The sequence below is a fragment of the Nonomuraea cavernae genome (assembly GCF_014646355.1).
GTDB classification, from domain to species: domain Bacteria; phylum Actinomycetota; class Actinomycetes; order Streptosporangiales; family Streptosporangiaceae; genus Nonomuraea; species Nonomuraea cavernae.
This window is the reverse complement of the sequence record NZ_BMNH01000048.1, coordinates 14,445-36,594: the sequence shown is the minus strand read 5'-3', so window position 1 is coordinate 36,594 and position 22,150 is coordinate 14,445. Positions and strand designations below refer to the sequence as shown.

The window sequence follows — 22,150 nt, the reverse complement described above, 5'->3', positions numbered from 1 at the left end:
CCGCATGATCTTTGGTTGTCTTCACAAACTCCGAATGATCTCGCGGTGGCCGTCGCCATGTGACGCTTACGCCTCAAGATCGCGAAGTGTCACTGGAGTACTAGGAGCAACGCCGTGTAGTTAGGCCTTGAGGTCCGTCGGTCAAGGGTCTGGCGTGGTCAGGATGTCGATTCTGATGGTGGCCTTGTAGCTGGTCCGGTCGATGGTGCCTCTGGCGTTGTACTTGGAGATGGCGCGTTTGACGACGCGGGGTCGGGTTCGGATGCGGCGTTCAGGCATGAGGTTGGTCAGGATGTGGCGGCCGATGGTGCCGACGAGGTCGATGACGGTGTCGGCGATGACGCCCATGGCTTGGATGATCAGGTCGCGGGCGGTGTGCAAGGCGATGGTGAAGCTGGCCCGGTCAGGGTCGATCTCCGGACGGGTGCCGGTGGCGTCGGCCATGGCCAGGCGCAGGACTTGGTAGGTGACCAGCAGCGCGTAGACCTCCTGGGCGATGCCGGATGGGATGCGAGCGCGCAGGACCCGGCCGCCCAGGATGGAGGACTTCACCTCCAGGTAGGCGGTCTCGATCTCCCATCGTTCGTGATAGAGCTTGATCAGCTCGGCCGCCGGGTGGCTGCGGTGGTCGGTCAGGGTGGTGACCAGCCGGTAGAGGCCGGTGCGACGGCCGCCGGCGGTGGCGATGGTGATCTCGCAGTCGATGACGCGGACCGCGACGGTGCCGAGCATCGAGGTGTAGGAGCCGTCGCCGTGGCGCCGCAGCACGGGCAGAGCGCGGCCGTTCTTCACCCGGACCAGGACCTGCGCGCCGGCGGCGACGATCTGGGCCACCAGCGCGGCGACGGCGAAGTTCCGGTCCAGCAGCACGATCATGCCCTCGCGCAGGCTGCGCAGCAGGCGCGGCGCGTAGGTCGTCTCCTCGTCGGTGGTCGGCCCGAACACCGCGTCCAGGACCGTACGGGTTCCACACGACACCAACACCAGCAGCCGGATCGCCGGATACCCCGAGCCGCCGTTGTTGCAGCGATGCTTGGTGAACTCGGCCAGATTCGCCGGGCTGTCCGGCACCGCCATGGTCGTGCCGTCGATCGCGCAGACCAGCAGTCCTCGCCACCACACGCCTGCGGTGCCGATCCCTGCTGCCGGGCCACGCAGCAGGTCGAACAGCCACCGCAACGGCTCCACCCCGACCCGCCTGCGGGCCTGCGACAACGCACCAGCCGTGGGATCTGCGACCGTCAAACCCGCCAGGCCGGCCGTCAACCGCTGCCACACCTGCCGCCAGCCCAACTCGGGGAACAGGCACCCGGCCAGCAGCAGATATACCACCACCCGTGACGGCAGATCCCGGATCCGGGCCTGCACCCTGCCGGTCACGGCCAGCGCCTCATCGACCATCTCAAACGGCACCAGCCGGGTCAGTTCCCCCAGATGGCCGGGCGCGAACACCCCTCCAGCAACCACAACCTCACGAGAAATGACAGACTGGGCATCCAACGGAGCTCCCGCCGAACAGTGATCTTGGTCGACACGGTTCTAGCAGGAGCTCCGTTGCCATTTCAGGCGATTTGACACGCTCGCCCCACGCCTAACTACACGGCGTTGGTACTAGGAGGGCAGCCAGGAGGGCCACCAGGGCAGGACACAGTTGCCTGGCGTGCCTTGGGTGGCCAGGTCGTACAGGGTCAGGGCTACCGGCCCGGCGGCCGAGACGGCGATGGTGAGCGCCAGCAGGAGGAGTTCCAGCCACATGCGGCCGGCCAGGTGTGGCAGTCGGGCGAGTAGCTGGAAGGCCAGCGAGATGAGCGCCGACATCACCGAGACGACCGGGAAGAGAACGAGGCGGCTCACCATCCAGATGGAGCCGGCGAAGTTCTCTCCCGCGCTCAGGTCACCGGCGCAGTAGACGTGCGCACGAGCTACCAGGTGAAGCTCGAGGAAGGTTCCGACGGTCGCGAACCCCAGGGCGATGATCACGGGGAATCCGCAGCCGAAGGCCCAGCGAATGTCGCCGGCTTCCGCCGAGCGCCTTCTTCGATGGATCACGGCACCATCAAAGCAGGTCGATATATGCCTGATGCGTCGTTAATGTGGAGATCCGGTGCAAGGCGGCTCGGGCGTGAACCCGGAACTGGCACGAGCCTGACACCTCGGCCGACGTCCTCGAAATCCGGCAGAGCAGGTCGACCGCAGACCGCCCCGGATCGGAGCAGGACACCACCCGTCCGATAATCCGCACTTCAGTTCACCTTGTCGCAACACTCGGCCCAGAGCGGCATCGCCATGCCCGGCGAGCGAACTCCGACCTCCACCAGTGCTCTGACACCACCTGGGCCTTCCCGGACACCTGCTCCGCAGCTCTCCAACCGGACGAACCTGATTCATAAACCCCTGAAACGACAAGATCCCATCCGATCACAATGATCAGACGGGATCCCGTCAACTTCAGTCCAGCCGTCTCAAGAACGACCCCTGGAAGAAACATGGAGGACCGTGTGGTGCAGCTGCCCAGCGTGGTCGGACTCAGCGGCGGAGTCGACCCCGTCAAAGCCGCGGCGAGCACGTCGTCGGTCACCGCGGCCGGGCGGCCGCCGACGCGGCCGGCGGCGGGGCGTCCAGGCCCTCCCGGGTCCGCTCGCTGATGAGGTCGCGTTCCAGCTCGGCGGCCGTCGCGGCGACCAGGAACGGCATCTTGTCGGCGATTCCGCCACAGCTTCTGGTCCGGCAGATCGGCCAGCGCCGCCGGTACTCCTTGTCAGGCAAATGCGCGAGCCCGAACACCAGATCGTTGTTCATGTGGACACTGTCAAGCAGCAATGCGCTTGCGGGGTGACAGGCGATCCTGAGGCGGTCTCTGTCCTCATGGTGGTTTGATCGATAAGGTGTTCGACCATGGGCGTCTTGGTCGACTACTTCACGGCCGACTCCGATGAGTCGGCCGAGCGGGCTCTGTCCAGCGGGCCGGGATATGTGAAGCTGCCGTATGTCGACTGCAAGGGCTGGATCGACGAGCTCGGCGATCTGGTGGCCGAGCTCAGCGGGCGCGACGTCAGCGAGTTCGGCGACAGCGAGGTCGTCGTGGACGACGGTGAGGCATCGGGCGTGGACCGGGTGATGCCGGAGACGGTCGCCGCGCTCGCCGCCATAGAAGATGCGCGGCTGGGTGAGTATGCCGAGGACGAACTGCTCAACGACTACGAGATCGAACGCATCACCGCCTTGCGGGACCTGGCCCGCGAGGCGGTGCGGCTCAGCCACCGGATGTATCGCTGGATGTGCGTCTGAACGCGTCGAACAGCTCTTCGCGGAGGGCGGGCGGGAGCTTGCGGCCCAGGCTCGCCGGGCTTACCAGAGCCTGATCGTCGGTCCATGCGCGCGCCGTGTCGGCGAGGAACTCCAGGGCGGAACGGGCCTCCTGGCGATGCTTCTCGTCCGGCCAGCTGTCGACCAGCGGCAGCACCGAACTCGCCCGCTCGGCGATCCGGTCGAGGAGCGCGTAGCCGGGCAGGCCTGGAAAGCGCTGGGCCCGCAGGTCAATGTGGCGGAAGGAAACGTCATCGAGCTCGGCGGCGGTGAAGTCGTTGCCGGTGAAGTCATTGTGGCCTCTGCCGAGTACGGCCTGGTCGCGATCGGCCGGGCGGCCCCAGAAGTTCATGTTCCGTACGCGGCCGAGAAAGACGCAGTCGACGAACTCGGCCTCGAAGGTGGCCGTCTGCTCTCGTAGCCGAGATCGGTCGAACACGCACCTCTCAAACCGCACGTTGCCGAAGAAGGTTAGCTCCGCGAAGCGGGTGCGGCGGAAGGTGCAGTAAGCGATCCTCGTGCTTCGCCACCCTTCATCGGTCGGCTCGAAGGTGAACCGCTCAGACGTGTTCACGTTGGCCGCCTGAAAGTAGGGGATTCATGCGCGGAGTCTCGCATTCGACCCCGACAAATCCACCTTCTCGATCATCGTTGCCGACAGGCCGCGGAGGCATCATCAGGATGAGGGCCTTGTCCGAGGTCAGCGAAGAGCGCTTCGAGCCGCTGATCGCCGCCACCCCGGACGAGCGGTGATCCACATCGACATATGCGACCTGGACCCGCTGCCTTCTTATGTGCGCGCCCTGCTGGCCGGCACCGACGCCGCGCACGCGATGAGCCCGGCTCGCGGTCAGGGGGCCGGGCAGTCTATTGAGGACGCTTTTGTGCTCGCCGCCGCCCTCGTCGGCGAGGGCGCGATCGAGGGCGCGCTGCGCCGTTATGACGCCGAGCGCCGCCCGCGCACCCAGGCCACCGCGCGGGGCGCGCCCGCGCCGATGGGCGCCGCACCACCTCCACCGGGCCCTGGTGACCATGATCCGGCTGACGCCCGCCTCGCTGTGGCGTAAAGGCATCGCCGCCGACGGTAACGCCACCTGGCGCTGGCAGCCGCCGCACCTGCCGGTTGCGCCGAGCAGGTGATGGCCGCCAACAATGGAGGAACCGTCAGCTCTCCTGCAGGTCACGTCGCTGGAATGCGGCGATCCCGGCCAGCAGGAGCGCGGCGGTGACCAGGACGAGCCCCAGCAGCGGGCCGGCATCCACGGGCTGGGTCAGCGCCTGCGGGACGTGCGCGAAGGGGGACAGGTTCGTGATCCGCTCGTCCAGTTGGAGCAGCTCGCCTAGCTGAGCCAGCAGGGCGAAGGCCAGCAGGGCCGCCCACGCCAGTGCGGTCAGCCGGGGCAGCAGCCCGAACAGCAGCATCGCGATCCCGGCCAGCGTCCAGGTGGCGGGCACCTGGACCAGCGCCGCGCCCAGCATGCGCGCGGCCTGACCGGCCGGCTCGCCGATCCGCAGGCCATGCGCGAGCCCGGCCGTCAGTCCGCCCACGGAGAGGATCACCACGCTGCCGCCCAGGGCGACGCTCAGGTGGCTGAGGCTCCAGCGCCGGCGGGACACGGCGGTGGCCAGGACCGGTTCGGCCCGCAGCTCCGCCTCCTCGCCGCGCAACCGCAGCGTCGCCTGGAGCGCATAGGCGCCGGCGAGCAGGCCCAGCAGGCTCAGCTCGGCGGTCAGGAACGCGTCGGTCAGTTCGTCCGCGCCGCCGCCGATCTGCGCCAGGAGGGCAGCCAGCTGCGGGTTGTCGCCGACGATGTCGCCCAGACTGTGGGCCAGCGCGCCGAACAGCACGCCCGCCACCGCAAATCCGATCGCCCAGCCGAGCAGGCCGCCGCGCTGCAGCCGCCACGCCAGCGCCAGCGGGCCGGCCAGATACGCTGCCGCGTCCGGCAGGCCGGGGCGGGCGGGCAGGAGCCCGGCGCCGAGGTCGCGCCGCCTGGCCAGCAGCGCCGCCGCCGCCACCAGCACCAGGGCGGAGACGGCGAGCAGCGCGACAACCCACCAGCGCTCACCGGCGAACGCCCGCACCCGCTGCGCCCAGCCCAGCGGCGACAGCCAGGCGAGCGCTTCCACCTTTGCGGCGTCCCCGAGCGCCCGCAACAGGAAGGCCACGCCGAGCACCGCGCAGGCCAGGGCATTGGCGGTGCGCGCCTGCGTGGTGAGCTGGGCGGCGACGATGGCCACGCCGGTGAACACCCAGCCGACGCCGCCCACCGCCGCGCCGAAGGCCAGCGCGCCAGCCGCAGGCAGCCCTTGGCCGGTCAGGCCCGCCGTGATGAGCACGGCGGTAAGCAGGTTCGCGGCCGCGGTCACGAGCACCGCCGCGGCCGGGATCGCCTGGCGGCCCACCACGCCGGCGCCGACCAGCTCGGCGCGGCCGCTCTCCTCCTCGGCGCGGGTGTGCCGGGTCACCACGAGAATGCTCATCAACGCAGCCAGCACCGCGGCCATGGTGGTGGCCCGCCAGGCGGTCAGCCCGCCGACCGAGCCCGCATCGAAGACCGGGCCGGTCAGCGCCTGCAGCGCAGGGGTCGCACCGATGGTGACGCCCAGCGCGATGCGCTGACCGGCCTGCGGATACAGCTCGGCGATGGCCGAGGCGCTGACCGTGATCACACCGGCGATCACGATGATCCAGACGGGCAGCAGGACGCGGTCACGGCGCAGCGCCAGCCGCACCAGCATCAGCGTGCCGGTCATGCCGGTCATGCCGGTCATGCCGGTCATGACGTGATCCGGTAGTGGCGCAGGAAGAGCTCCTCCAGAGTGGCCGGCCGGCAGGTCAGCGCGCGGACGCCGGAGCCGGTGAGCAGGCGCAGCACCGTCTGCAGGTGTTCGCCGTCGACCTGGAAGCGGACCCGGGAGCCGGCGACGGTCAGGCCGTGCACGCCCGCCAGATCGGCCAGGCCGCCGGGGATGTCGTCGAGCTCGACGTCGATGGTGGTGCGGGTGAGGTGACGCAGAGCGGCCAGGGTGCCGGTCTCCACCGTGCGTCCGTCGCGGATGATGGTGACCTGGTCGCAGAGCGCCTCGACCTCCGACAGGCTGTGGCTGGACAGCAGCACCGTCCGGCCGCGGGCGAGTTCCTCGCCGATGACCTCGCGGAAGGCGGCCTCCATCAGCGGGTCCAGGCCGGAGGTCGGCTCATCCAGCAGCAGCAGCTCGACGTTCGAGGCCAAGGCGGCGATCAGGGCCACCTTCTGGCGGTTGCCCTTGGAGTAGGCGCGGCCCTTCCTGGCAGGATCGAGGGCGAAGCGTTCCAGCAGCGTCGTCTTGCGCCGCCGGTCCAGGCCGCCGCGCAGTCGGCCGAGCAGGTCGATGGCCTCGCCGCCGGACAGGGTGGGCCACAGCACGACGTCGCCGGGCACGTACGCCAGCCGGCGGTGCAGCTCGACCGCGTCGCGCCAGGGGTGGCCGCCGAGCAGTTCGGCGTGCCCGGAGTCGGTCCGCAGCAGGCCGAGCAGGATGCGCAGGGTGGTGGTCTTGCCCGAGCCGTTGGGTCCGAGGAATCCGTGGGCCTCGCCGGCCTCTACGACCAGGTCGAGCCCGTCCAGGGCGCGGACCGTGCCGAAACGCTTGGTCAAGCCACTGATGAGGATGGCAGGGCTGTTCGCCACGGGGCGCCTCCACGAGCCGGTCCGCTATGACATTGCCGACCAGACTTCCCGGCGCTCCACCAGCGACCATAGCAGCGCCGCTTCGTCTCGACCAGATGCCGGCTACGCCACCCCTGCCGCGACACGCGCCGTATCCGTGGCGGCGTACGTGTGACCCCATGGCGTCTCTCAGCATCTCTGCCGCCGGGTGACCGCCTCGGTTAGGTGTGAGCGATCAGCATCACGACCGGATCGCCGTCTCATCACCTCAGCCGACGATGACTCGTCTCGCGGGCAGTTGATGGTGGCGGGCTAGGCAGGACGGTGGTCAGCCGGTCTGCTGGTGCCAGCGGTGCAGCAGGGCGGGGATCTCGCCGAGCAGGAAGTCGTAGAAGGCGTGCATCTGGGTCAGGCGCTGATGGGCGGGGTCGCCCTCGTCGGTGGTGGCGATCCCGGCGGCCGCGGCCTGGAGCATGGCCTGGATGACGGTGTTCTGACCGGTGAACAGGGTGGCCCAGGCATCGTCGCGGAGCCGGTAGTGCTCGCGCCGGCTGCCGGGTGAGGGCAGGCGTTCGATCAGCCCGACCGTCAGCAGGGACTTGATCGCGCCTGAGACCGAGCCCGCGCTGGCCTCCAGTTGGCCGGCGATCTCGCCGGCGGTGACGCTCTCCTGGTCGGTGAACAGGAAGACCGCCAGGGTGCGCGCGGCCATGCGCTGTAGTCCGCCCTGGATCAGGGTCAGGGCCAGCCGTTCCGCCGCCTGCCAGTGCTCATACCGGTCGTTCACGTGTTCGCCTCCTTGAGCAGAGACAGAATACCGAGCATGCCGACTCTTCAGAAATTTCTGAAAAGTCGGTATGGTCTTCGTATCGGCCTCTCTCGAGAGGGGTTCGATGGTGTGCCGGGAAGCCTGGTCGGCGATGTGATCTCTCATCAGCCTCGACAGGAAGGTGACCGGCCATGACCCCTGCTCAGCCGGTTGTACGGCGTGCGCCCGGCCCTCGCTCACCGGGTGCGCGTCCGGCGGAACGGCGACGGCACGCTGAGCTGGCTGCGCGCCCAGCCGTGGTTCGGCGGCGAGCTGGCCACGTGGGGAGCCGCTACCTCGGCTTCGTGCAGTGAGAGCTGGCCGCCCGGGACATCCCAGAGTGGAAGATCGCGCTGATTCAGGACGCGCCATCGTGTTTCGCCGAGGGCTTCATGTACCCGGGGTCGCGACCGGGAACGCGCTGGGCTGGGTGCAGTTGGTGGAGCGGATGTTCGCCGGCGGCCATGGCATCGCCCGCCAGATGGCCGGCTTGGTCGGCGCCGCGCGGCGGCTATTGTGCCTGCCGCTCGGCATGGAGCTCGGGCTCCGGCTGCCCGACGGCAGCGTCCCGAGCGGCATGCACGACGCCGACGTCAGCGCCGCCCTTGCCCAAGGCCTCACCACGCGTCCGCTGCGCGAGACCCTCGCCGACACCTGGACCTGGCTCCAGGCCGAAGGTGAGCCCACGCCGCGCGCGGACGTCCCTTCCCCTGACACCTGGCTGGACGCCGCCGCCGAACAGCGGCTGCTCGACCAGCTCTCCCACTAAGGACCTTCATGCGCGCCGTCATCATCGGAGCCGGCATCGCCGGCCTGGCCACCGCCCTGCGCCTGCACCAGATCGGCTGGGACACCCTCATCGTCGAACGCGCCCCACAGCGGCGCGGCGGCGGCTACGCGGTCACCTTCGGCGGCATCGGCTACGACGCCGCCGAACGGATGGGCATCCTGGCCGACCTGCGCGCCAAGGCGTTCGATACCACCGAGCTCGTCTACCACAAGCCGAACGGCGAACGCCGCTTCGCCCTCGACCGCGCCACCATCGCCGCTACCACGGGGCCGCGCTCGGTCACCATTCTGCGTGGTGATCTGGAAGCCGTCCTGTACAGCAAGGTCGGGGGCCGCACCGAGATCCGCTTCGGTACCACCCTCACGCACGTCGACCAGGACGATCAGGCCGTCCGCGTGAGCTTGACCGACGGCACCGTCGAGGAGGCCGACCTGCTGATCGGCGCCGACGGCCTGCACTCGGCCACCCGCGCCCTGGCGTTCGGCCCGGAAGAGGACTTCCTGCTCGACCTGGGGCACAAGGTAGCCGTCTTCATGCTGGATCGGCGGCCCGACACCATCGCGCCCGGCGCGACCGGCACCCTGTCGTCCAACGGCCGTACCGCGGCCTTCATCAGCGTCGGCGACGGCCGCAACGTCGCCTTCTTCGGCTACCGCGCCGCCCACGCCCGCCCCGGCGAGGACGTGACCGCCCAGTTGGGACGCGTCTACGGCGATCTGGGCTGGGTCATCCCCGAAGCCCTCGCCGCTCTGCCGCGGACCGAGTCGGTCTACTTCGACACCATCAGCCAGGTCGTCGCCCCGTATTGGAGCAGCGGCCGGGTGGTGCTGCTGGGAGACGCGGCCTGGTGCGTCACCCTGTTCGCCGGGTACGGCTCCGCGCTGGCCGTCGGCGGCGCCGACCGGCTCGGCACCGAACTGGCCGACCGCCCGGGCGACATCCCCGCCGCACTGGCCGCCTGGGAGGCCGCCATCCGGCCCGAAGCCGAACGCAAACAGAAGCTCGGCCGCCGCGTCAAAGGCGTCTACGCCCCCGCCAACTCCCTGCTGTTGTGGCTGAGCCAGCTACCGCTGCGCCTGGCCACCCTGCCACCCGTGCGCCGGTATATGACCCGCCGCTTCATCAAGGGCTGACTTGACCGCTCCTGATGCGGGCCGGATCGCGGCCGGCGCGCTGGTGGCGTACATGACCGGGTTCATCGACACCAGACCGGCCGACTCTGGGTGAGCGGTCAAGCGTCTGAAGCAGGCGGATACAGCCCGGCCTGGCGGTAGACGGCGGCGAGGTAGCGCAGCATCTCGGTGGCGTCCGGCGGGTCCGGCTGCAGCACGCGGTAGGTGACCGCACCGGCCATCATGTCGATCAGCACGTCCAGGTCGGCGTCGGCGGCCACGGTGCCGTCCTGCTGGGCGCGCCGCAGCATCGCGGCGGCCAGCTCGCGGCGGGGCAGGATGTAGTGCCGCCAGTAGACGGCCATCAGCTGCGGGTGGCTGACGGCCGAGCCCATGATGCGGGCGACCAGTGCGCGAAAGCCGGGGCTGGCGGCCATCTCGGCCGCCGCGGGCAGCACGCGCTCGACGATGTCGCGCGGGGTCAGGGCGTAGACGTCGGCGGCCGACGGCGTGACCTCGGCGCGGACCCACTGCTCGATGGCCTGGGCGAGCAGGTCCTCCTTGCTGCTCCAGCGGCGATACAGGGTCAGCTTGCCCACGCCGGCGCGTTTGGCGACCTGCTCGATGCTGGTGCCCTCGACGCCGCGCTCCACGAACAGCTCCAGCGCGGCAGCCAGGATCGTGGTGTCGGTCTCGGGATCACGCGGACGTCCCCGCCCCCGCCCTTCGGCGGCGGTCATCCCAGGGCTCCGTCCAGCCAGCGGGTGACCTCGGCCGGGCCGCCTTGGCAGGCCAGGTGGCCGTCCGGGCGCACGAGCAGGGCCGGGCCGTTCCCTGAGCCGGAGGCGCGAAGCTGGACGACGCGCTCGCCGAGCCGCCGCCGGGCGACCTGGAAGGCGGCGTCCGTGCCGGTGCCGTGACCGAGGACCGCCCACGCACCGCGTAGCTCGGTGTGCAGCCGGGTGCGGCTGCCGTCGCCGCGTTCGCAGTCCAGGTCGGGCACACGGTCGCCGGGGCGGAGCTTGCCGCCCCGCCTGCCGATGACCCGTCCTGCGAGCGTCTTGCCGAGCGGGCCTCGGCGGTAGCTCACCCACAGCTGCGAGGTCGTGTAGGTGGTCCACCGCTGGATCCAAGCCTGGCTGAAGATGCGCATCAGCACCTGATCACGAAGGAAGCGGCCGAGCGGGCCGGCGGCGATGTTGACCTTGGTGGCGGCGGTGCTGCCCCGCAGCACCGCGGTGGCCAGCGGGCGGCGCTCGGCCTGGTAGGTGTCCAGCAGCGCCGCTTCGGCACGGCCCTGGATGACCAGAGCGAGCTTCCACGCCAGGTTCTCGGCATCGCCGAGCCCGGTCAGCATGCCCTGCCCGCCGAACGGGGCGTGCACGTGCGCGGCGTCACCGGCCAGCAGGATGCGCCCGGCCCGGTAGGCCTCGGCCAGGCGGCGGTGCACGCGAAACAGCGACGCCCAGGTCACCTCGCCCAGCCGCAGGCCGGGCAGGCCGGTGCGCTCAGGCAGGATGCGCCGCATGCGCTCGGCGATCTGCTCCTCGCTCGGCTTGTCGACGGTGAAGGCGGCGTCGTAGGCGAGCAGCCGCCACTGATCTCCCGGCATCGGCATCGCGCCCAGCACTCCCTCGGCGTGCGCCCAGCCGCTGGTCCCCGACCGGTCCAGGGCGGGCTCACCCTCAAGGCGTCCGTCGAGGAGCAGGAACCGCTCACTGACCTTCACTCCCGGGAAGCCGATGCCGGCCTGCGTGCGCACGGTGCTGCCAGTCCCGTCACAGCCGACCATCCACCGGGCCCGCACGGTGCGGCCGTCGCCGAGCGTCGCGGTGACGCCGGTCGTGTCCTGGCGGGCCTCGACCAGCGCCAAGCCCCATTCCGGGCGGACGCCCAGCTCGGCCAGGCGCTCGCGGAGCCGCGCCTCCACCCGTGCCTGGGAGATCACCATCGGGGGTGCGGCGGTGCCGAGCCCCGGGTCGCCGAACCGGATGCGCATCATCGGACGGTCCCCGGCGTAGGTGGTGATCGTCATGGCCCGCACCGACTCCTGCGGCAGGCCGCCCAGGGCGTCCAGCCGGCGGGCAGGACGGAGGCGCCGCCCGTGACGATCAGGCAGCCGCCCGAACAGAGCGCGTGAGCGGTGGCGTCCTTAACGACGCCGTGCCCGGCGTCGTCGCAGGCTCTGCAGCAGGCGTTCTCGCGGATGGATGCTCGCCTGCTCAGCACTCTGACCGGGGACCGCGGTATGGAACTCGCCGGCCACCGGCTGCTGACCGAAGCGACTGGGGGAGGCGAAGGTCCTGTCCGCTGGGGACCGTCGCCTCTGACCGCCGACGCCGAGCCGCCAGACGATGAAGGCATGAGAATCGGAATCAACGGGTTTGGCAGGATCGGCCGGGCCGTTCTGCGCCGCGCGCTCCGCACGGATCTGGACATCGTCGCCATCAACGACATCACCGATGCGACCATACTGGCTCACCTGCTCAAGCACGACTCCACGCATGGTGCGCTCGACGCGCGGGTCTCCGCGTCCGCCGGGATTCTGGAGGTCAACGGCACGGCCATCGCGGTCAGCGCCTGCGCCGACCCGGCGGAGATCGACTGGCGCGCGCACGGCGTGGAACTGGTCATCGACGCCACCGGTCGTTTCCGTACGAGGGACGCGCTCGCCGGTCACCTGAAGGCCGGTGCGCGTAAGGTGCTGCTGTCAGCGCCGGGCAAGGGGCTGGACGTCACCATCGTGCCCGGTGTCAACGATGCCGCCTACGACCCGGTCCGGCATGAAATCGTCTCGCTAGCCTCGTGCACCACGAACTGCGTGGCCCCGATGGTGAAGGTGCTGCATGCCGGCTTCGGCCTGGTGCGTGGGTTCATGACCACCATCCACGCCTACACCGGCGACCAGATGCTGCTGGACGGCCCGCACAAGGACCCGCGCAGGGCGCGTTCGGCCGCGGTCAACATCGTGCCGACCAGCACCGGCGCCGCCCGCATGGTCGGTCAGGTGTTGCCTGAGCTGAACGGCCGGCTGGACGGCATCGCCATCCGCGTGCCGGTCGAGGACGGCTCGATCACCGACCTGTCCGCCCAAGTGCGCCGCCCGGTCACCGCCGAGGAGGTCAACGCGGCCTTCGCCGCAGCCGCCCAGGAGGAACTGCACGGCATCCTGCGCTACAGCACCGAACCGCTCGTCTCCCGCGACATCATCGGTGACGCCGCCTCGTGCGTGTTCGACTCTGCCCTCACCCAGGCCGGCGGCGATCTGGTCAAGGTCTTCGGCTGGTACGACAACGAGTGGGGTTATGCCAATCGGCTGGTCGAAATGGCCCAGCGGATGACATAAGGCCATGGTCTCCCCTCAGCATGTCCGAAGCGGTAGCCCTGGCTCATGAGCGTCGGCTCATGACGCCGGACATCGAAAAGCACCCCCGCCCACGGGTGATGCCCGTGGGCGGTCCCCGGCGCCCACCGGCGGCCGCTTCGAGGCCCCGGACGGTTCAGGGCGCGGCTGACGGCGCCCACGGCACGCATGGTCTGCATAGCTTGGCCGCGCGCACAGCGGTGTCGGATGGCCATTGCCTTGGAGTCGAAGGTCTCTGTCCAGGACATGGGACGAGCGATGACAGTGGCTGGCATGACCACTGTGTCCCCGTTCAGGCAAGGGCTCACCGCAGCCGAGGCGGCGGCGCAGCTGAGCGCCGATGGGCCGAACGCACTGCCGTCGGCCCGGCGCACCCCCGCCGTGGTGTTGCTGCTGCGCCAGATGGCGCATTTCTTCGCTTTGCTGCTGTGGGGTGCGTCGGTGCTGGCCCTGCTGGCGGGGATGCCGCAGCTGGCTGTGGCGATCGTCGTCGTGGTGCTGCTCAACGGCGGCTTCGCCTTCGCCCAGGAGTACCGCGCAGATCGGGCCACGCAGCGGTTGCGCGAGCTCATCCCGGCAAACGTGGTGGTCAGACGGGACGGCAGACGCATGCTCATCGGCGCGGCCGACCTCGTGATCGGCGATCTGGTGCTGCTGGAGGCGGGTGACCGGGTATCCGCCGATCTGGAACTGGCCGAGGTGCACGCGCTGGCTCTGAACGAGTCCATGCTGACCGGTGAGAGCCGCCCCACCCGCCCGCGGACGGGGGACCGGGCCCACGCCGGCACGTTCGTCACGGAGGGACAGGCCGAGGCCACCGTGGTGGCCACCGGCGCGCACACCCGGCTGGCCGCGATCGCCAAGCTGACCAGTGAGGCCAGCCGGCCACCCAGTCCCCTCTCCGTCCAACTCCGCAAGGTCGTCAAGATCGTCGGCGGGATCGCCGTGGCCGTCGGCGTGGTCTTCTTCGGCCTGGCCCTGCTCCTGGGCATGGAACCGGGCCAGGGGTTCCTGTTCGCGATCGGTGTCACGGTCGCGCTCGTGCCCGAAGGGCTGCTGCCCACCGTCACGCTCTCCCTGGCCCGGGCCGCGCAGCGGATGGCAACCCGCAACGCCCTCGTACGCCACCTGGAGGCCGTCGAGACGCTTGGTTCGGCGACCTTCATCTGCACCGACAAGACCGGCACCCTCACCCGCAACGAGATGACCGTGGCGCAGACCTGGGCGCCATCGAGCTCAGCCGCCGAGGTCATGCGCACTGCGGTGCTCAGCTCCACCGGCCGCATGAGCGATGGCAAGCCCGTCGGCGATCCCATGGAGGTGGCCCTGCACGTCGAGGCCGTGCGCCTGGGGGCGGACCTGGAAGGAGAGGTCACCGCGCGATACCCCTTCGACCCGGCACGACGCCGTGCCTCCGTCCTGGTGGACGGGAGGTTACACCTCAAGGGCGCACCGGACGCGGTACTGCCGCTGTGTGGCGCCGTAGCCGGAGCCGAGGACGTACTGGCTCGGATGAGCGATCGCGGCCTGCGGGTCCTCGCGGTCGCCCGCGGCCGCACAGCCGCGGAGTCAGAACTGGAACTGCTCGGACTGGTCGGCCTGTACGACCCGCCGCGCGACGACGTCGCCGAGGCCATCTGGAAGTGCCGGAACGCCGGAATCAAACTCGCCATGATCACTGGTGACCACCCGCGCACCGCTCGAGCCATCGCCGCCGAGGTCGGCCTGCTCGGCACGGACGAATTCGTCGTGACAGGCGCCGACCTGCCGGACGACGACGCCGCCCTCGGCGAACTGCTGGATCGGGACGGTGTGGTCGTTGCCCGGGTGACACCCGAGGACAAGTTGCGCATCGCCCGCGCGTTGCGCGGGCGCGGGCACGTCGTGGCGATGACCGGTGACGGCGTCAACGACGGCCCCGCGCTGCGCGAGGCCGACATCGGCATCGCCATGGGTGCCTCCGGCACCGACGTAGCCCGTGAGGCCGCCGACCTGGTGCTGCTGGACGACCACTTCACCACCATCGTGGCGGCCGTCGAACTGGGCCGCGCCACCTACGCCAACGTGCGCCGCTCGCTTACCTACCACCTGACCGACAACGTGGCCGAGCTCACCCCGTTCGCCGTCTGGGCGCTGTCGGGCGGCACCATCCCGCTCGCGCTGAGCGTGCTGCAGGTGCTGGCTCTGGACATCGGCACCGACCTGCTGCCCGCCCTCGCACTGGGCGCGGAGCCGGCCAACCCACGGACGATGCACGGCCCGGCCCGCGCCGGCAACCTCATCGACCGCCGCCTGCTCATCCGCGTGTTCGGTGTCCTCGGTCCCGCTCAGGCGCTGGCCGAGATGGCTGCCTTCATGGCGGTGCTGCTGCTCGGTGGCTGGTGGATCGGCACCGCGCCGAGCATCGGCCTGCTCGCCGCCGCCTCAGGAACCGCCTTCGGCGCCGTGGTGCTCGGCCAGTTCGCCAACGCCTTCGCCTGCCGCAGCGAATCCCGCTGGATCGGCAGGATCCGCTGGCGCAGCAACCCGTTGCTGCTCGGCGCGATCGCCATCGAAGCGGCTCTGCTGCTGCTCTTCCTCGGCCTGCCCGCCGTCTCCAACCTACTCGGGGGAGCCTTTCCGTCTCCTGCCGGATGGGCGCTCGCCGCGCTCGCGATCCCCGTCATGATCCTGGCCGACACCACGCACAAGACGTGGCGCGCGAAGCGTGCGCGTAAGGCGGAAGGTACGCACCCCCAGCCGGATTCGACCGGGCCGCGACCCGTCATGGCCGCCTCGCCGCCGACTGATGGGAGGCAACTGCCATGAACCACAGCGTGCTGGGCCGTCTGACGCCCAGACCGAGGGCCGGTCCTCCAGAGACGTCCGCCCTTGCGCAGCCACTGCAGCCATCGGTGTCGGAGCGCTGTTGTTTCCCGGTGCGCACGCCCAGATCGCTTACCCGTGGACCCCGCCGTTCGCCCGTGAGGGCCTGTGCCGCCGGTTGTGGACCGGCCCGTCGCATGTCAACGAGTTCGTGGAGGCCATCGAACGCGAGGGCCAGTGGGAGGCCGACCAGTTACGTGGTGCCGGCCGGATCGCAGCCTGGGCGGCGCCGCAGCGGTGCTGGGCGGCGTTTCCGACATGATCGTGCACTACAGCCCGTAGCCCGTGCTCCCGGAGCCTGCGATCAGGTGAGTCGCGAACTCATGACGGCCAAGGTCCCGAGATCGCGGGCCGTAAGGCTCTGCACGTCCCATGAGGGAGGCGGTGTCCTGGAGTCAGAGGCGGAACAGGCTCACACATCGTGAAGGAGGTCATCATGGCCGCCGTTCATGCGAGGCCCGTCATGGACGCCGAACCCCAACACGCGCATGAGCCGTCCTGTCGATTACGTCTGGGCGGTTGCCCGGATCTCGATCGGCTGGGTGTTTCTGCGGGCGTTCCTGGACAAGCCGTTCGGCTGAAGGTTCGCCACTCCGGCCGAGCGGGCCTGGGTCGCGGGCGGCGCGGGGACCACACTCGGACCCGGCAACCTGCCGATCATCCAGCGCGACGCCTGGCTCCGATGAGTGAGGGCAAGCCGGATCACGCACTGAGGTGCGGATCGCCACCTGCTCGGAGACTCGATCTTCGGGCGGCGATCCTCCCGCGAGGCCTGTCACTCCGAGGCGAAGGGAGGTACCGGTGTCTGCTCACGTCACGGCAGAGGCCGAGCCGGACCACCACGACCAGGTAGGTGACTATCTGGCGCGGATCAGGACGACGCCGTTGCTCACCGCCGAGCAGGAGGTGCGACTGGCCAAGCGCATCGAGGCCGGAGTCTATGCCGCCCGCCTGATCGAACAGGGAAGCGCCAAGGCGGGCCTGGATGCTGCGGTCGCCGACGGGAGGGCTGCCCGGGAACAGCTGATCCTGGCGAACCTGCGGCTGGTGGTATCGATCGCCAAGCGATACGCCCACCGCGGGATGCCGCTGGCGGATGTTATCCAGGACGGCAACCTGGGACTGATCCGGGCTGTCGAGCGTTTCGACCACGCAAAGGGCTACCGGTTCTCCACCTGCGCGACCTGGTGGATCCGCAAGGCCATCCAACAGGGGCTGGAATACGCCTATCCGGTGCGGCTGCCGGCCGGTGTGCGGGACCGCCTGAGCAAGATCGCCCGGGCGGAGTCCGTGGTCACCCATCGGCTCGGCCGTTCACCCACAGAACGGGAACTGGCCGAGGAGGTAGGCCACGACCTGATGAAGTACGTCCCGCTGCGGCAGCTCACCCAAGCCGGCGCCAGCCTTGACGCGTCAGTGGGGGAAGGGCGGCACCGCACCACGCTGGGCGAGCTGGTGACAGACGATCAGAGCCCCACGGCGGAGTGGCTCGTGGACCAGCAGGATCTGAAGGTTCTGCTGGACTCGCTGGTCGACGCGTTGCCGCCGAGCCAGGCGCGGGTGGTGCGATTGCGATTCGGCCTGGACGGATGTGGCCAGCACAAACCCGAGCAGATCGCCGAACGCATGGGGCTGACCCCGTACTGGGTACGCCGGATGGAACGGGAGTCACTGACCCGGTTGCGCCGCTACGGAGCTCGCCGAGGGCTGCGGGCCTGGACCCGATGACACGACCGCGCTTGCCATCGCCGGGCAGCACCGGCGAAGGTCCTGACGTCGCATTGGCGAAGGTCCCACTGGGTGGGGCCTTCGGGCGCTTGGCCCGCGACGATCTCCAGGACGTTCTGTTGGGGGTGGCCAGGGCTGGAGCACGCGCACACGGTGCGGTTACCGATCGGTGTGCAGGATGAGCTCGTCAAGGTCTCCAGGGCGCGGGCGGAGGCCACGCACCGGCTCGGACGCGCCCGACCACCTAGTGGACGGGTTGGCGCCGCGGCAGGCACTGATCATGCGGCTGCGGTTCGGGTTGGACGGGCACGACCCGTGCACGCCTCGGGAGATCGCGGTGAAACTGGGGCTGACCCCGCAGTGGGTGCGACAGCTGGAGAAGGAGTCGCTGGCTTGGATGCGCGGCCACGGAAGCCGGCAAGGGCTGCGTGCCTGGGCGAGCTGATCCGCCATCCTTGGCAGGACGGGATCATGAAACGAGACCCGAGCCGCTTCGGACGCCGGCACCGCTGTTCTTCAACGGCACCAGGGGGCGCACGATCATCCCGATCTCGCTCGTCCGGAGGAACGTGACCGTCGCCTTCAGCGTGTCGCCCTACGCGGGCAACTCGAGGACCAAGGACCCGGCGTATCGGTGGCTTAAGGCTCGGGTTCCCAACCGCCGGGATTGATGTGCTGGTGGTGATCGCAGGAAAGGGGATCACCATGTTCGCCACCCCGTTACCGCGACGCCGCAAGCTGGGGCCGTGGATGGCGACCGCGCTGGTCGTCGGCAACATGATCGGTTCCGGCGTGTTTCTGCTGCCGGCGTCGCTGGCCGCATTCGGCAGCGCGAGCCTGCTGGCGTGGGCGCTCACCGCGACCGGCGCGCTGCTGCTGGCGCTGGTCTTCGCCCGGCTGGGACGCGCCTACCCCAAGACGGGCGGCCCGTACGCCTACGCTCGCCGCGCCTTCGGTGACTTCATCGGCTTCCAGACCGCGTGGGGCTACTGGATCGCGGTGTGGGTGGGCAATGCCGCCATCGCGGTGGCGTTCGTCAGCTACCTCGGCTACTTCTGGCCCGCGCTCGCCGACACCGCCCTGCTCGCCGCAGGCGTGGCGCTGGCGGCGATCTGGCTGCTGACCGTCGTCAACGTCCGAGGAGTACGCCTGGGCGGCTGGATCCAGGCCGTCACCACCGTCGCCAAACTCCTGCCGCTGATCGGGCTGGCCGTGGCCGCGCCGTTCTTCATCGACGCCGCCGACTTCACCCCGTTCAACCCGAGCGGCCAAGGCACGTTCGGGGCCGTCACGGCCGCCGCCGCGCTGACGCTGTGGGCCTTCATCGGCATCGAGTCGGCCACCGTCCCCGCCGAGGATGTCGACGATCCGGAGCGGACCATCCCGCGCGCGACCGTCATCGGCACCGCCGTCACCGCCGCCGTCTACATTCTGGGCACTGTCGCGGTGTTCGCCGCCGTGCCCCGCACGCTGCTGATCGAGTCCACGGCACCGTTCGCGGACGCGGCCGAGGCGATGTTCGGCGGCTGGGCGGGCACCGCGGTCGCGCTCGGCGCGATCGTCAGCGCCTTCGGCGCGCTCAACGGCTGGATCCTGCTGCAGGGCCAGGTGCCGCTGGCTGCTGCCCGCGATGGGCTGTTCCCGCGTGTGTTCGCCAAGACCTCGCGTTGGGGCACTCCGGCCGTGGGGCTGGTCGTCTCCAGTGTCCTGGTCACCGGGTTGATGCTGCTGAACTACAACGCGGGTCTGGTCGAGCAGTTCAACTTCGTGATCCTACTGGCCACCCTCACCACCTTGATCCCGTACGCGTACGCGGCGGCGGCGCAGTTCCTGCTCGCCCTGACCGACCGGGAGCACTTCTCCGGCAGGCGGCTCACGGTGGATGGCACGATCGCCGTTATGGCGTTCGCCTACGCGCTGTGGACCATCGCCGGATCCGGCTACGAGGTCGTCTACAAGGGCACGCTGCTGATGCTCGCCGGCATCCCGGTCTACGTGTGGCTGAAGTACCACGACCGCGACAGCGACGAAACCGTACACATTGGCCGGAAGGCGGCATGAGCGTGTTTCACGTCGACAGCGAGGTGGGCGCGCTGCGGCAGGTCATCCTGCACCGTCCCGGGCTGGAGCTGATGCGGCTCACGCCGTCCACCTGCGATGAGTTGCTCTTCGATGACGTGTTGTGGGTCAAGCGGGCCCGCCAGGAGCACGACGCCTTCGCCGACACCCTGCGCGAGCGCGGCGTGACCGTCCATCTGTTCGACGAGCTGCTGGCCGAGACGCTCAAGCTCGACGAAGCCCGGGCGTGGGTGCTGGACCGGGTGGTCACCGATCCCGCCTTCGGCCCCACGCTCGCGCCGCCGCTGCGCCAGGCGCTGAACGCGATGCCGGTGGACGTCCTCACCCGCCATCTCATCGGCGGGCTGACCAAGCGCGAGCTCGGTCTGAAGGCCGACAGCCTGCGCCTGGCGGAGCTCGGTGAGGACGACTTCATCCTCCCGCCGCTGCCCAACCACCTGTTCACCCGCGACGCCTCGGCCTGGATCTACGGTGGCGTGTCCTTGCACCCGATGGCCAAGCCGGCCCGCCGCCGCGAGAGCACACACGTAGCCGCCGTGTACGCCTTCCACCCGAAGTTCGACGGCAGGGCGCCGGTGTGGTTCCCAGCCGAGGCCGAGCAGCCCGCCAGTATCGAAGGCGGCGACATCCACGTCATCGGCGACGGCGCGGTCCTGGTCGGGATGAGCGAGCGCACCACACCCCAGGCGATCGAGCTGCTCGCCCGCCGCCTGTTCGAGGCGGGGGCCGCCGAACGCGTCATCGTCGCCGCTCTGCCGAGGAAGCGGGCCTTCATGCACCTGGACACCGTCATGACGATGGTCGATCACGGCGTTTTCGTGGCCTATCCGGAGCTGCCGCCGCTGCGCTCGTTCACCCTCACCCCCGGCCTGCCGGTACGCGAGAACGACGACCTGTTCACGGCGCTTGGCGCGACCCACGTCCTGCGTGCCGAGCAGGACGTGTGGGCGGCCGAGCGCGAGCAGTGGGACGACGGCACCAACGTGCTGGCCATCGCCCCAGGCGTGGTCGTCGCCTACGAGCGCAACGTCACCACCAACACCATGCTCCGCAAGCACGGCATCGAGGTCATCACCATCTCCGGAGCTGAGCTCGGCCGCGGCCGCGGTGGCCCGCGCTGCATGAGCTGCCCCATCGAAAGGAGCGCCTCGTGAAGGACCTGCTGCGTATCGCCGACCTGTCTCCGGACGACCTCGTCCGCCTGTCCACCGCGCCGATCACTCCCAGGGGAAGCCCGCCGACTCCCACGGGCTGCTGTGCGTCCGGACCGTGCTGCTGTACTTCGTCGAACCCGCCACCCGCACCCGCCTGTCCACCGCGACCGCCGTGGTGCGCTTGGGAGGGACGCCGCTCACGGGCGCTCAGTAAGCGCAACACAGTCTTTGGTGTCATATGCATGGGTATTCCCGAAATCCAATGATCGACGTGAGCGGCTCGCTGCTATCACTTGTGGTACTGCAGAGTGGCTCGATATGCCGAGCCGGCGCGCATGGCATCCCATCGGTTGATGGCCAATTGATTACTATTCCCTGATGCGCCGGTCCCCTTGCCCCCACTCCCGCTTTCTGGCCATTCCGTGAACTTTCTGTCTGTCCATTTTTCGTCACTTGCTTGCCTCTCGCTCTTCGACGCTCATTTCTCACGAGCGAGGCGGAGTTGTCACTCCGTTCGGCGACGCGTCGGCGAAGACTGCTGAGAAATTTTAAAGTCTTTTGGGGGTGAATGATGAATAATAATTACTGGAGAGAGACGGTATACGCCGTGTCGCCGCTTGATGGACTGGAGCGTCGCGACATGTCGGCTATCTTCAACTGGCTCAACCTTCACTTTCCGTCCTGTGGAACCAAGATCGATTGGGGGCGTGTGCAGGGCAGGCACATGCACTGGAAAATCACCGATGACATGCGGCTGGCGGCGACGGCATCCATTGAAGTGTGTCGGCGCATTCAATCTGGTTCCGTGGTTGAACACGTCGGAGATGGGCTCTCGCCTTATGGCGTATGTTTCACCGACGACAACGCCCCCTCGGTTGTGGCAGCATTGCTGGAGATACCAGAACACCATTATTTCTTAGCTGAAGACCGATCGTGGATCGTGGTCGTCACCACGGAGGGAGATCTGGAGGTAGTAGATCAACTCTGAGGCTTATTCTGAAGCGTCTCTGGACTTGCCGATCAGATTAACGGTATTCACACGGATGGCGATAGTTCAGGTATCAGAGATGATCATTTCGTGACGGTGTGCCAGCCGCGGCCACTGGCTGGTCGGGGGCTTCGAGGACGACCGCATCACGCCGCCGCACCTCGGACAGGAGGTCGCCACCGCCATCCCGGGCGCGAGGTACGCGCAGGTCGCCAAGTGCGGGCACTACGGGTTTCTGGAGCAGTCGGACGAGGTCGACTCCCTGCTCGTGGACTTCTTCTCCGCCGGGCTGAGCCGAAGATC

Annotated in this window: 22 protein-coding genes; 12 read left to right on the top strand and 10 right to left on the bottom strand. The window is 69.3% G+C overall.

All coding sequences use genetic code 11. The features are described from left to right. Positions 1–141: 141 nt before the first annotated feature. From IEY82_RS37705 to IEY82_RS37695, 3 genes are all read right to left on the bottom strand, one after another. Entirely contained in the window at positions 142–1,467 is a 1,326-nt protein-coding gene (locus tag IEY82_RS37705) for an IS4 family transposase (RefSeq protein ID WP_225263952.1), read from the bottom strand. A gap of 144 nt (positions 1,468–1,611) precedes the next feature. Then, the gene (locus tag IEY82_RS37700; RefSeq protein WP_229697788.1) at positions 1,612–2,049 is read right to left on the bottom strand and encodes a hypothetical protein; all 438 of its coding nucleotides are present in this window, start codon (positions 2,047–2,049) and stop codon (positions 1,612–1,614) included. Positions 2,050–2,574: 525 nt separating this feature from the next. Next, positions 2,575–2,799, bottom strand: coding sequence for a hypothetical protein (locus IEY82_RS37695; protein WP_189129086.1), 225 nt, complete (start codon positions 2,797–2,799; stop codon positions 2,575–2,577). 96 nt (positions 2,800–2,895) lie between these two features. On the opposite strand from IEY82_RS37695, the gene IEY82_RS37690 reads away from it, so the two are divergent. After that, complete coding sequence (locus IEY82_RS37690) at positions 2,896–3,288, top strand: hypothetical protein (protein ID WP_189129085.1); 393 nt, start codon at positions 2,896–2,898, stop codon at positions 3,286–3,288. On the opposite strand, the gene IEY82_RS37685 is transcribed toward IEY82_RS37690, so the two are convergent. Beyond that, complete coding sequence (locus IEY82_RS37685) at positions 3,254–3,745, bottom strand: hypothetical protein (RefSeq protein WP_189129084.1); 492 nt, start codon at positions 3,743–3,745, stop codon at positions 3,254–3,256. The genes IEY82_RS37690 and IEY82_RS37685 overlap by 35 nt on opposite strands. 310 nt (positions 3,746–4,055) lie before the next feature. Here IEY82_RS37685 and IEY82_RS37680 point away from each other — a divergent pair, with 310 nt between their 5' ends. Then, positions 4,056–4,373, top strand: coding sequence for an FAD-dependent monooxygenase (locus IEY82_RS37680; protein ID WP_225263954.1), 318 nt, complete (start codon positions 4,056–4,058; stop codon positions 4,371–4,373). Between the two features lie 97 nt (positions 4,374–4,470). Here the strand turns inward: IEY82_RS37680 and IEY82_RS37675 are convergent, their stop codons facing one another. The 3 genes from IEY82_RS37675 to IEY82_RS37665 all read right to left on the bottom strand — a co-directional run bounded on the left by IEY82_RS37675 (position 4,471) and on the right by IEY82_RS37665 (position 7,746). After that, positions 4,471–6,090: an ABC transporter permease gene (locus tag IEY82_RS37675; RefSeq protein ID WP_225263956.1), complete on the bottom strand. Its 1,620-nt coding sequence runs from the start codon at positions 6,088–6,090 to the stop codon at positions 4,471–4,473. Then, entirely contained in the window at positions 6,087–6,947 is an 861-nt protein-coding gene (locus tag IEY82_RS37670) for an ABC transporter ATP-binding protein (RefSeq protein ID WP_263648677.1), read from the bottom strand. Before IEY82_RS37670 ends, IEY82_RS37675 begins: the two co-directional genes overlap by 4 nt. A gap of 340 nt (positions 6,948–7,287) precedes the next feature. Then, the gene (locus tag IEY82_RS37665) at positions 7,288–7,746 is read right to left on the bottom strand and encodes a GbsR/MarR family transcriptional regulator (protein WP_225263958.1); all 459 of its coding nucleotides are present in this window, start codon (positions 7,744–7,746) and stop codon (positions 7,288–7,290) included. Positions 7,747–8,197: 451 nt separating this feature from the next. Here IEY82_RS37665 and IEY82_RS37660 point away from each other — a divergent pair, with 451 nt between their 5' ends. Next, entirely contained in the window at positions 8,198–8,536 is a 339-nt protein-coding gene (locus IEY82_RS37660; protein ID WP_225263960.1) for a hypothetical protein, read from the top strand. An 8-nt stretch (positions 8,537–8,544) separates the two neighbouring features. Next, positions 8,545–9,690 carry an FAD-dependent oxidoreductase gene (locus IEY82_RS37655; protein ID WP_189129081.1) on the top strand — a complete coding sequence of 382 codons (1,146 nt, stop codon included), beginning with the start codon at positions 8,545–8,547 and terminating at the stop codon, positions 9,688–9,690. 98 nt (positions 9,691–9,788) lie between these two features. Here the strand turns inward: IEY82_RS37655 and IEY82_RS37650 are convergent, their stop codons facing one another. Continuing rightward, complete coding sequence (locus IEY82_RS37650) at positions 9,789–10,409, bottom strand: TetR/AcrR family transcriptional regulator (RefSeq protein ID WP_189129080.1); 621 nt, start codon at positions 10,407–10,409, stop codon at positions 9,789–9,791. Continuing rightward, positions 10,406–11,704, bottom strand: a complete 1,299-nt coding sequence (locus IEY82_RS37645; protein WP_189129079.1) for an FAD-dependent monooxygenase — start codon at positions 11,702–11,704, stop codon at positions 10,406–10,408. Before IEY82_RS37645 ends, IEY82_RS37650 begins: the two co-directional genes overlap by 4 nt. 327 nt (positions 11,705–12,031) lie before the next feature. Here IEY82_RS37645 and gap point away from each other — a divergent pair, with 327 nt between their 5' ends. From gap to IEY82_RS37610, 7 genes are all read left to right on the top strand, one after another. Then, positions 12,032–13,015, top strand: coding sequence for a type I glyceraldehyde-3-phosphate dehydrogenase (gene gap / locus IEY82_RS37640; RefSeq protein WP_189129090.1), 984 nt, complete (start codon positions 12,032–12,034; stop codon positions 13,013–13,015). Between the two features lie 291 nt (positions 13,016–13,306). Further along, complete coding sequence (locus tag IEY82_RS37635; RefSeq protein ID WP_189129078.1) at positions 13,307–15,841, top strand: cation-translocating P-type ATPase; 2,535 nt, start codon at positions 13,307–13,309, stop codon at positions 15,839–15,841. Positions 15,842–15,941: 100 nt separating this feature from the next. Next, positions 15,942–16,160 (top strand): hypothetical protein, encoded by a 219-nt coding sequence (locus IEY82_RS37630; protein ID WP_225263962.1) that lies wholly within the window; start codon positions 15,942–15,944, stop codon positions 16,158–16,160. A gap of 539 nt (positions 16,161–16,699) precedes the next feature. After that, positions 16,700–17,626, top strand: coding sequence for a sigma-70 family RNA polymerase sigma factor (locus IEY82_RS37625; protein WP_189129077.1), 927 nt, complete (start codon positions 16,700–16,702; stop codon positions 17,624–17,626). 178 nt (positions 17,627–17,804) lie between these two features. Continuing rightward, the gene (locus IEY82_RS40055; protein ID WP_225263964.1) at positions 17,805–18,071 is read left to right on the top strand and encodes a sigma factor-like helix-turn-helix DNA-binding protein; all 267 of its coding nucleotides are present in this window, start codon (positions 17,805–17,807) and stop codon (positions 18,069–18,071) included. A 236-nt stretch (positions 18,072–18,307) separates the two neighbouring features. Next, a complete protein-coding gene (locus IEY82_RS37615) occupies positions 18,308–19,687 on the top strand; it encodes an amino acid permease (RefSeq protein ID WP_229697787.1) in 1,380 nt (459 codons plus the stop codon). Beyond that, positions 19,684–20,859, top strand: a complete 1,176-nt coding sequence (locus IEY82_RS37610; protein ID WP_189129075.1) for an arginine deiminase — start codon at positions 19,684–19,686, stop codon at positions 20,857–20,859. Before IEY82_RS37615 ends, IEY82_RS37610 begins: the two co-directional genes overlap by 4 nt. Positions 20,860–20,922: 63 nt before the next feature. Here IEY82_RS37610 and IEY82_RS37605 read toward each other — a convergent pair whose 3' ends face one another. Further along, on the bottom strand, positions 20,923–21,060 hold the full coding sequence (locus IEY82_RS37605) for a hypothetical protein (RefSeq protein WP_189129074.1): 138 nt from the start codon (positions 21,058–21,060) through the stop codon (positions 20,923–20,925). Positions 21,061–21,466: 406 nt separating this feature from the next. Here IEY82_RS37605 and IEY82_RS37600 point away from each other — a divergent pair, with 406 nt between their 5' ends. Then, positions 21,467–21,847, top strand: coding sequence for a hypothetical protein (locus IEY82_RS37600; RefSeq protein ID WP_189129073.1), 381 nt, complete (start codon positions 21,467–21,469; stop codon positions 21,845–21,847). Positions 21,848–22,150: the final 303 nt, after the last annotated feature.

Bases quoted from the DNA above. Each gene is read 5' to 3' on its own strand.
- IEY82_RS37695 (WP_189129086.1), bottom strand. From the start codon at position 2,799: ATGAACAACGATCTGGTGTTCGGGCTCGCGCATTTGCCTGACAAGGAG.
- IEY82_RS37690 (WP_189129085.1), top strand. From the start codon at position 2,896: ATGGGCGTCTTGGTCGACTACTTCACGGCCGACTCCGATGAGTCGGCC.
- IEY82_RS37675 (WP_225263956.1), bottom strand. From the start codon at position 6,090: ATGACCGGCATGACCGGCATGACCGGCATGACCGGCACGCTGATGCTG.
- IEY82_RS37655 (WP_189129081.1), top strand. From the start codon at position 8,545: ATGCGCGCCGTCATCATCGGAGCCGGCATCGCCGGCCTGGCCACCGCC.
- IEY82_RS37650 (WP_189129080.1), bottom strand. From the start codon at position 10,409: ATGACCGCCGCCGAAGGGCGGGGGCGGGGACGTCCGCGTGATCCCGAG.
- IEY82_RS37645 (WP_189129079.1), bottom strand. From the start codon at position 11,704: ATGACGATCACCACCTACGCCGGGGACCGTCCGATGATGCGCATCCGG.
- gap (WP_189129090.1), top strand. From the start codon at position 12,032: ATGAGAATCGGAATCAACGGGTTTGGCAGGATCGGCCGGGCCGTTCTG.
- IEY82_RS37635 (WP_189129078.1), top strand. From the start codon at position 13,307: ATGACCACTGTGTCCCCGTTCAGGCAAGGGCTCACCGCAGCCGAGGCG.
- IEY82_RS40055 (WP_225263964.1), top strand. From the start codon at position 17,805: ATGAGCTCGTCAAGGTCTCCAGGGCGCGGGCGGAGGCCACGCACCGGC.
- IEY82_RS37610 (WP_189129075.1), top strand. From the start codon at position 19,684: ATGAGCGTGTTTCACGTCGACAGCGAGGTGGGCGCGCTGCGGCAGGTC.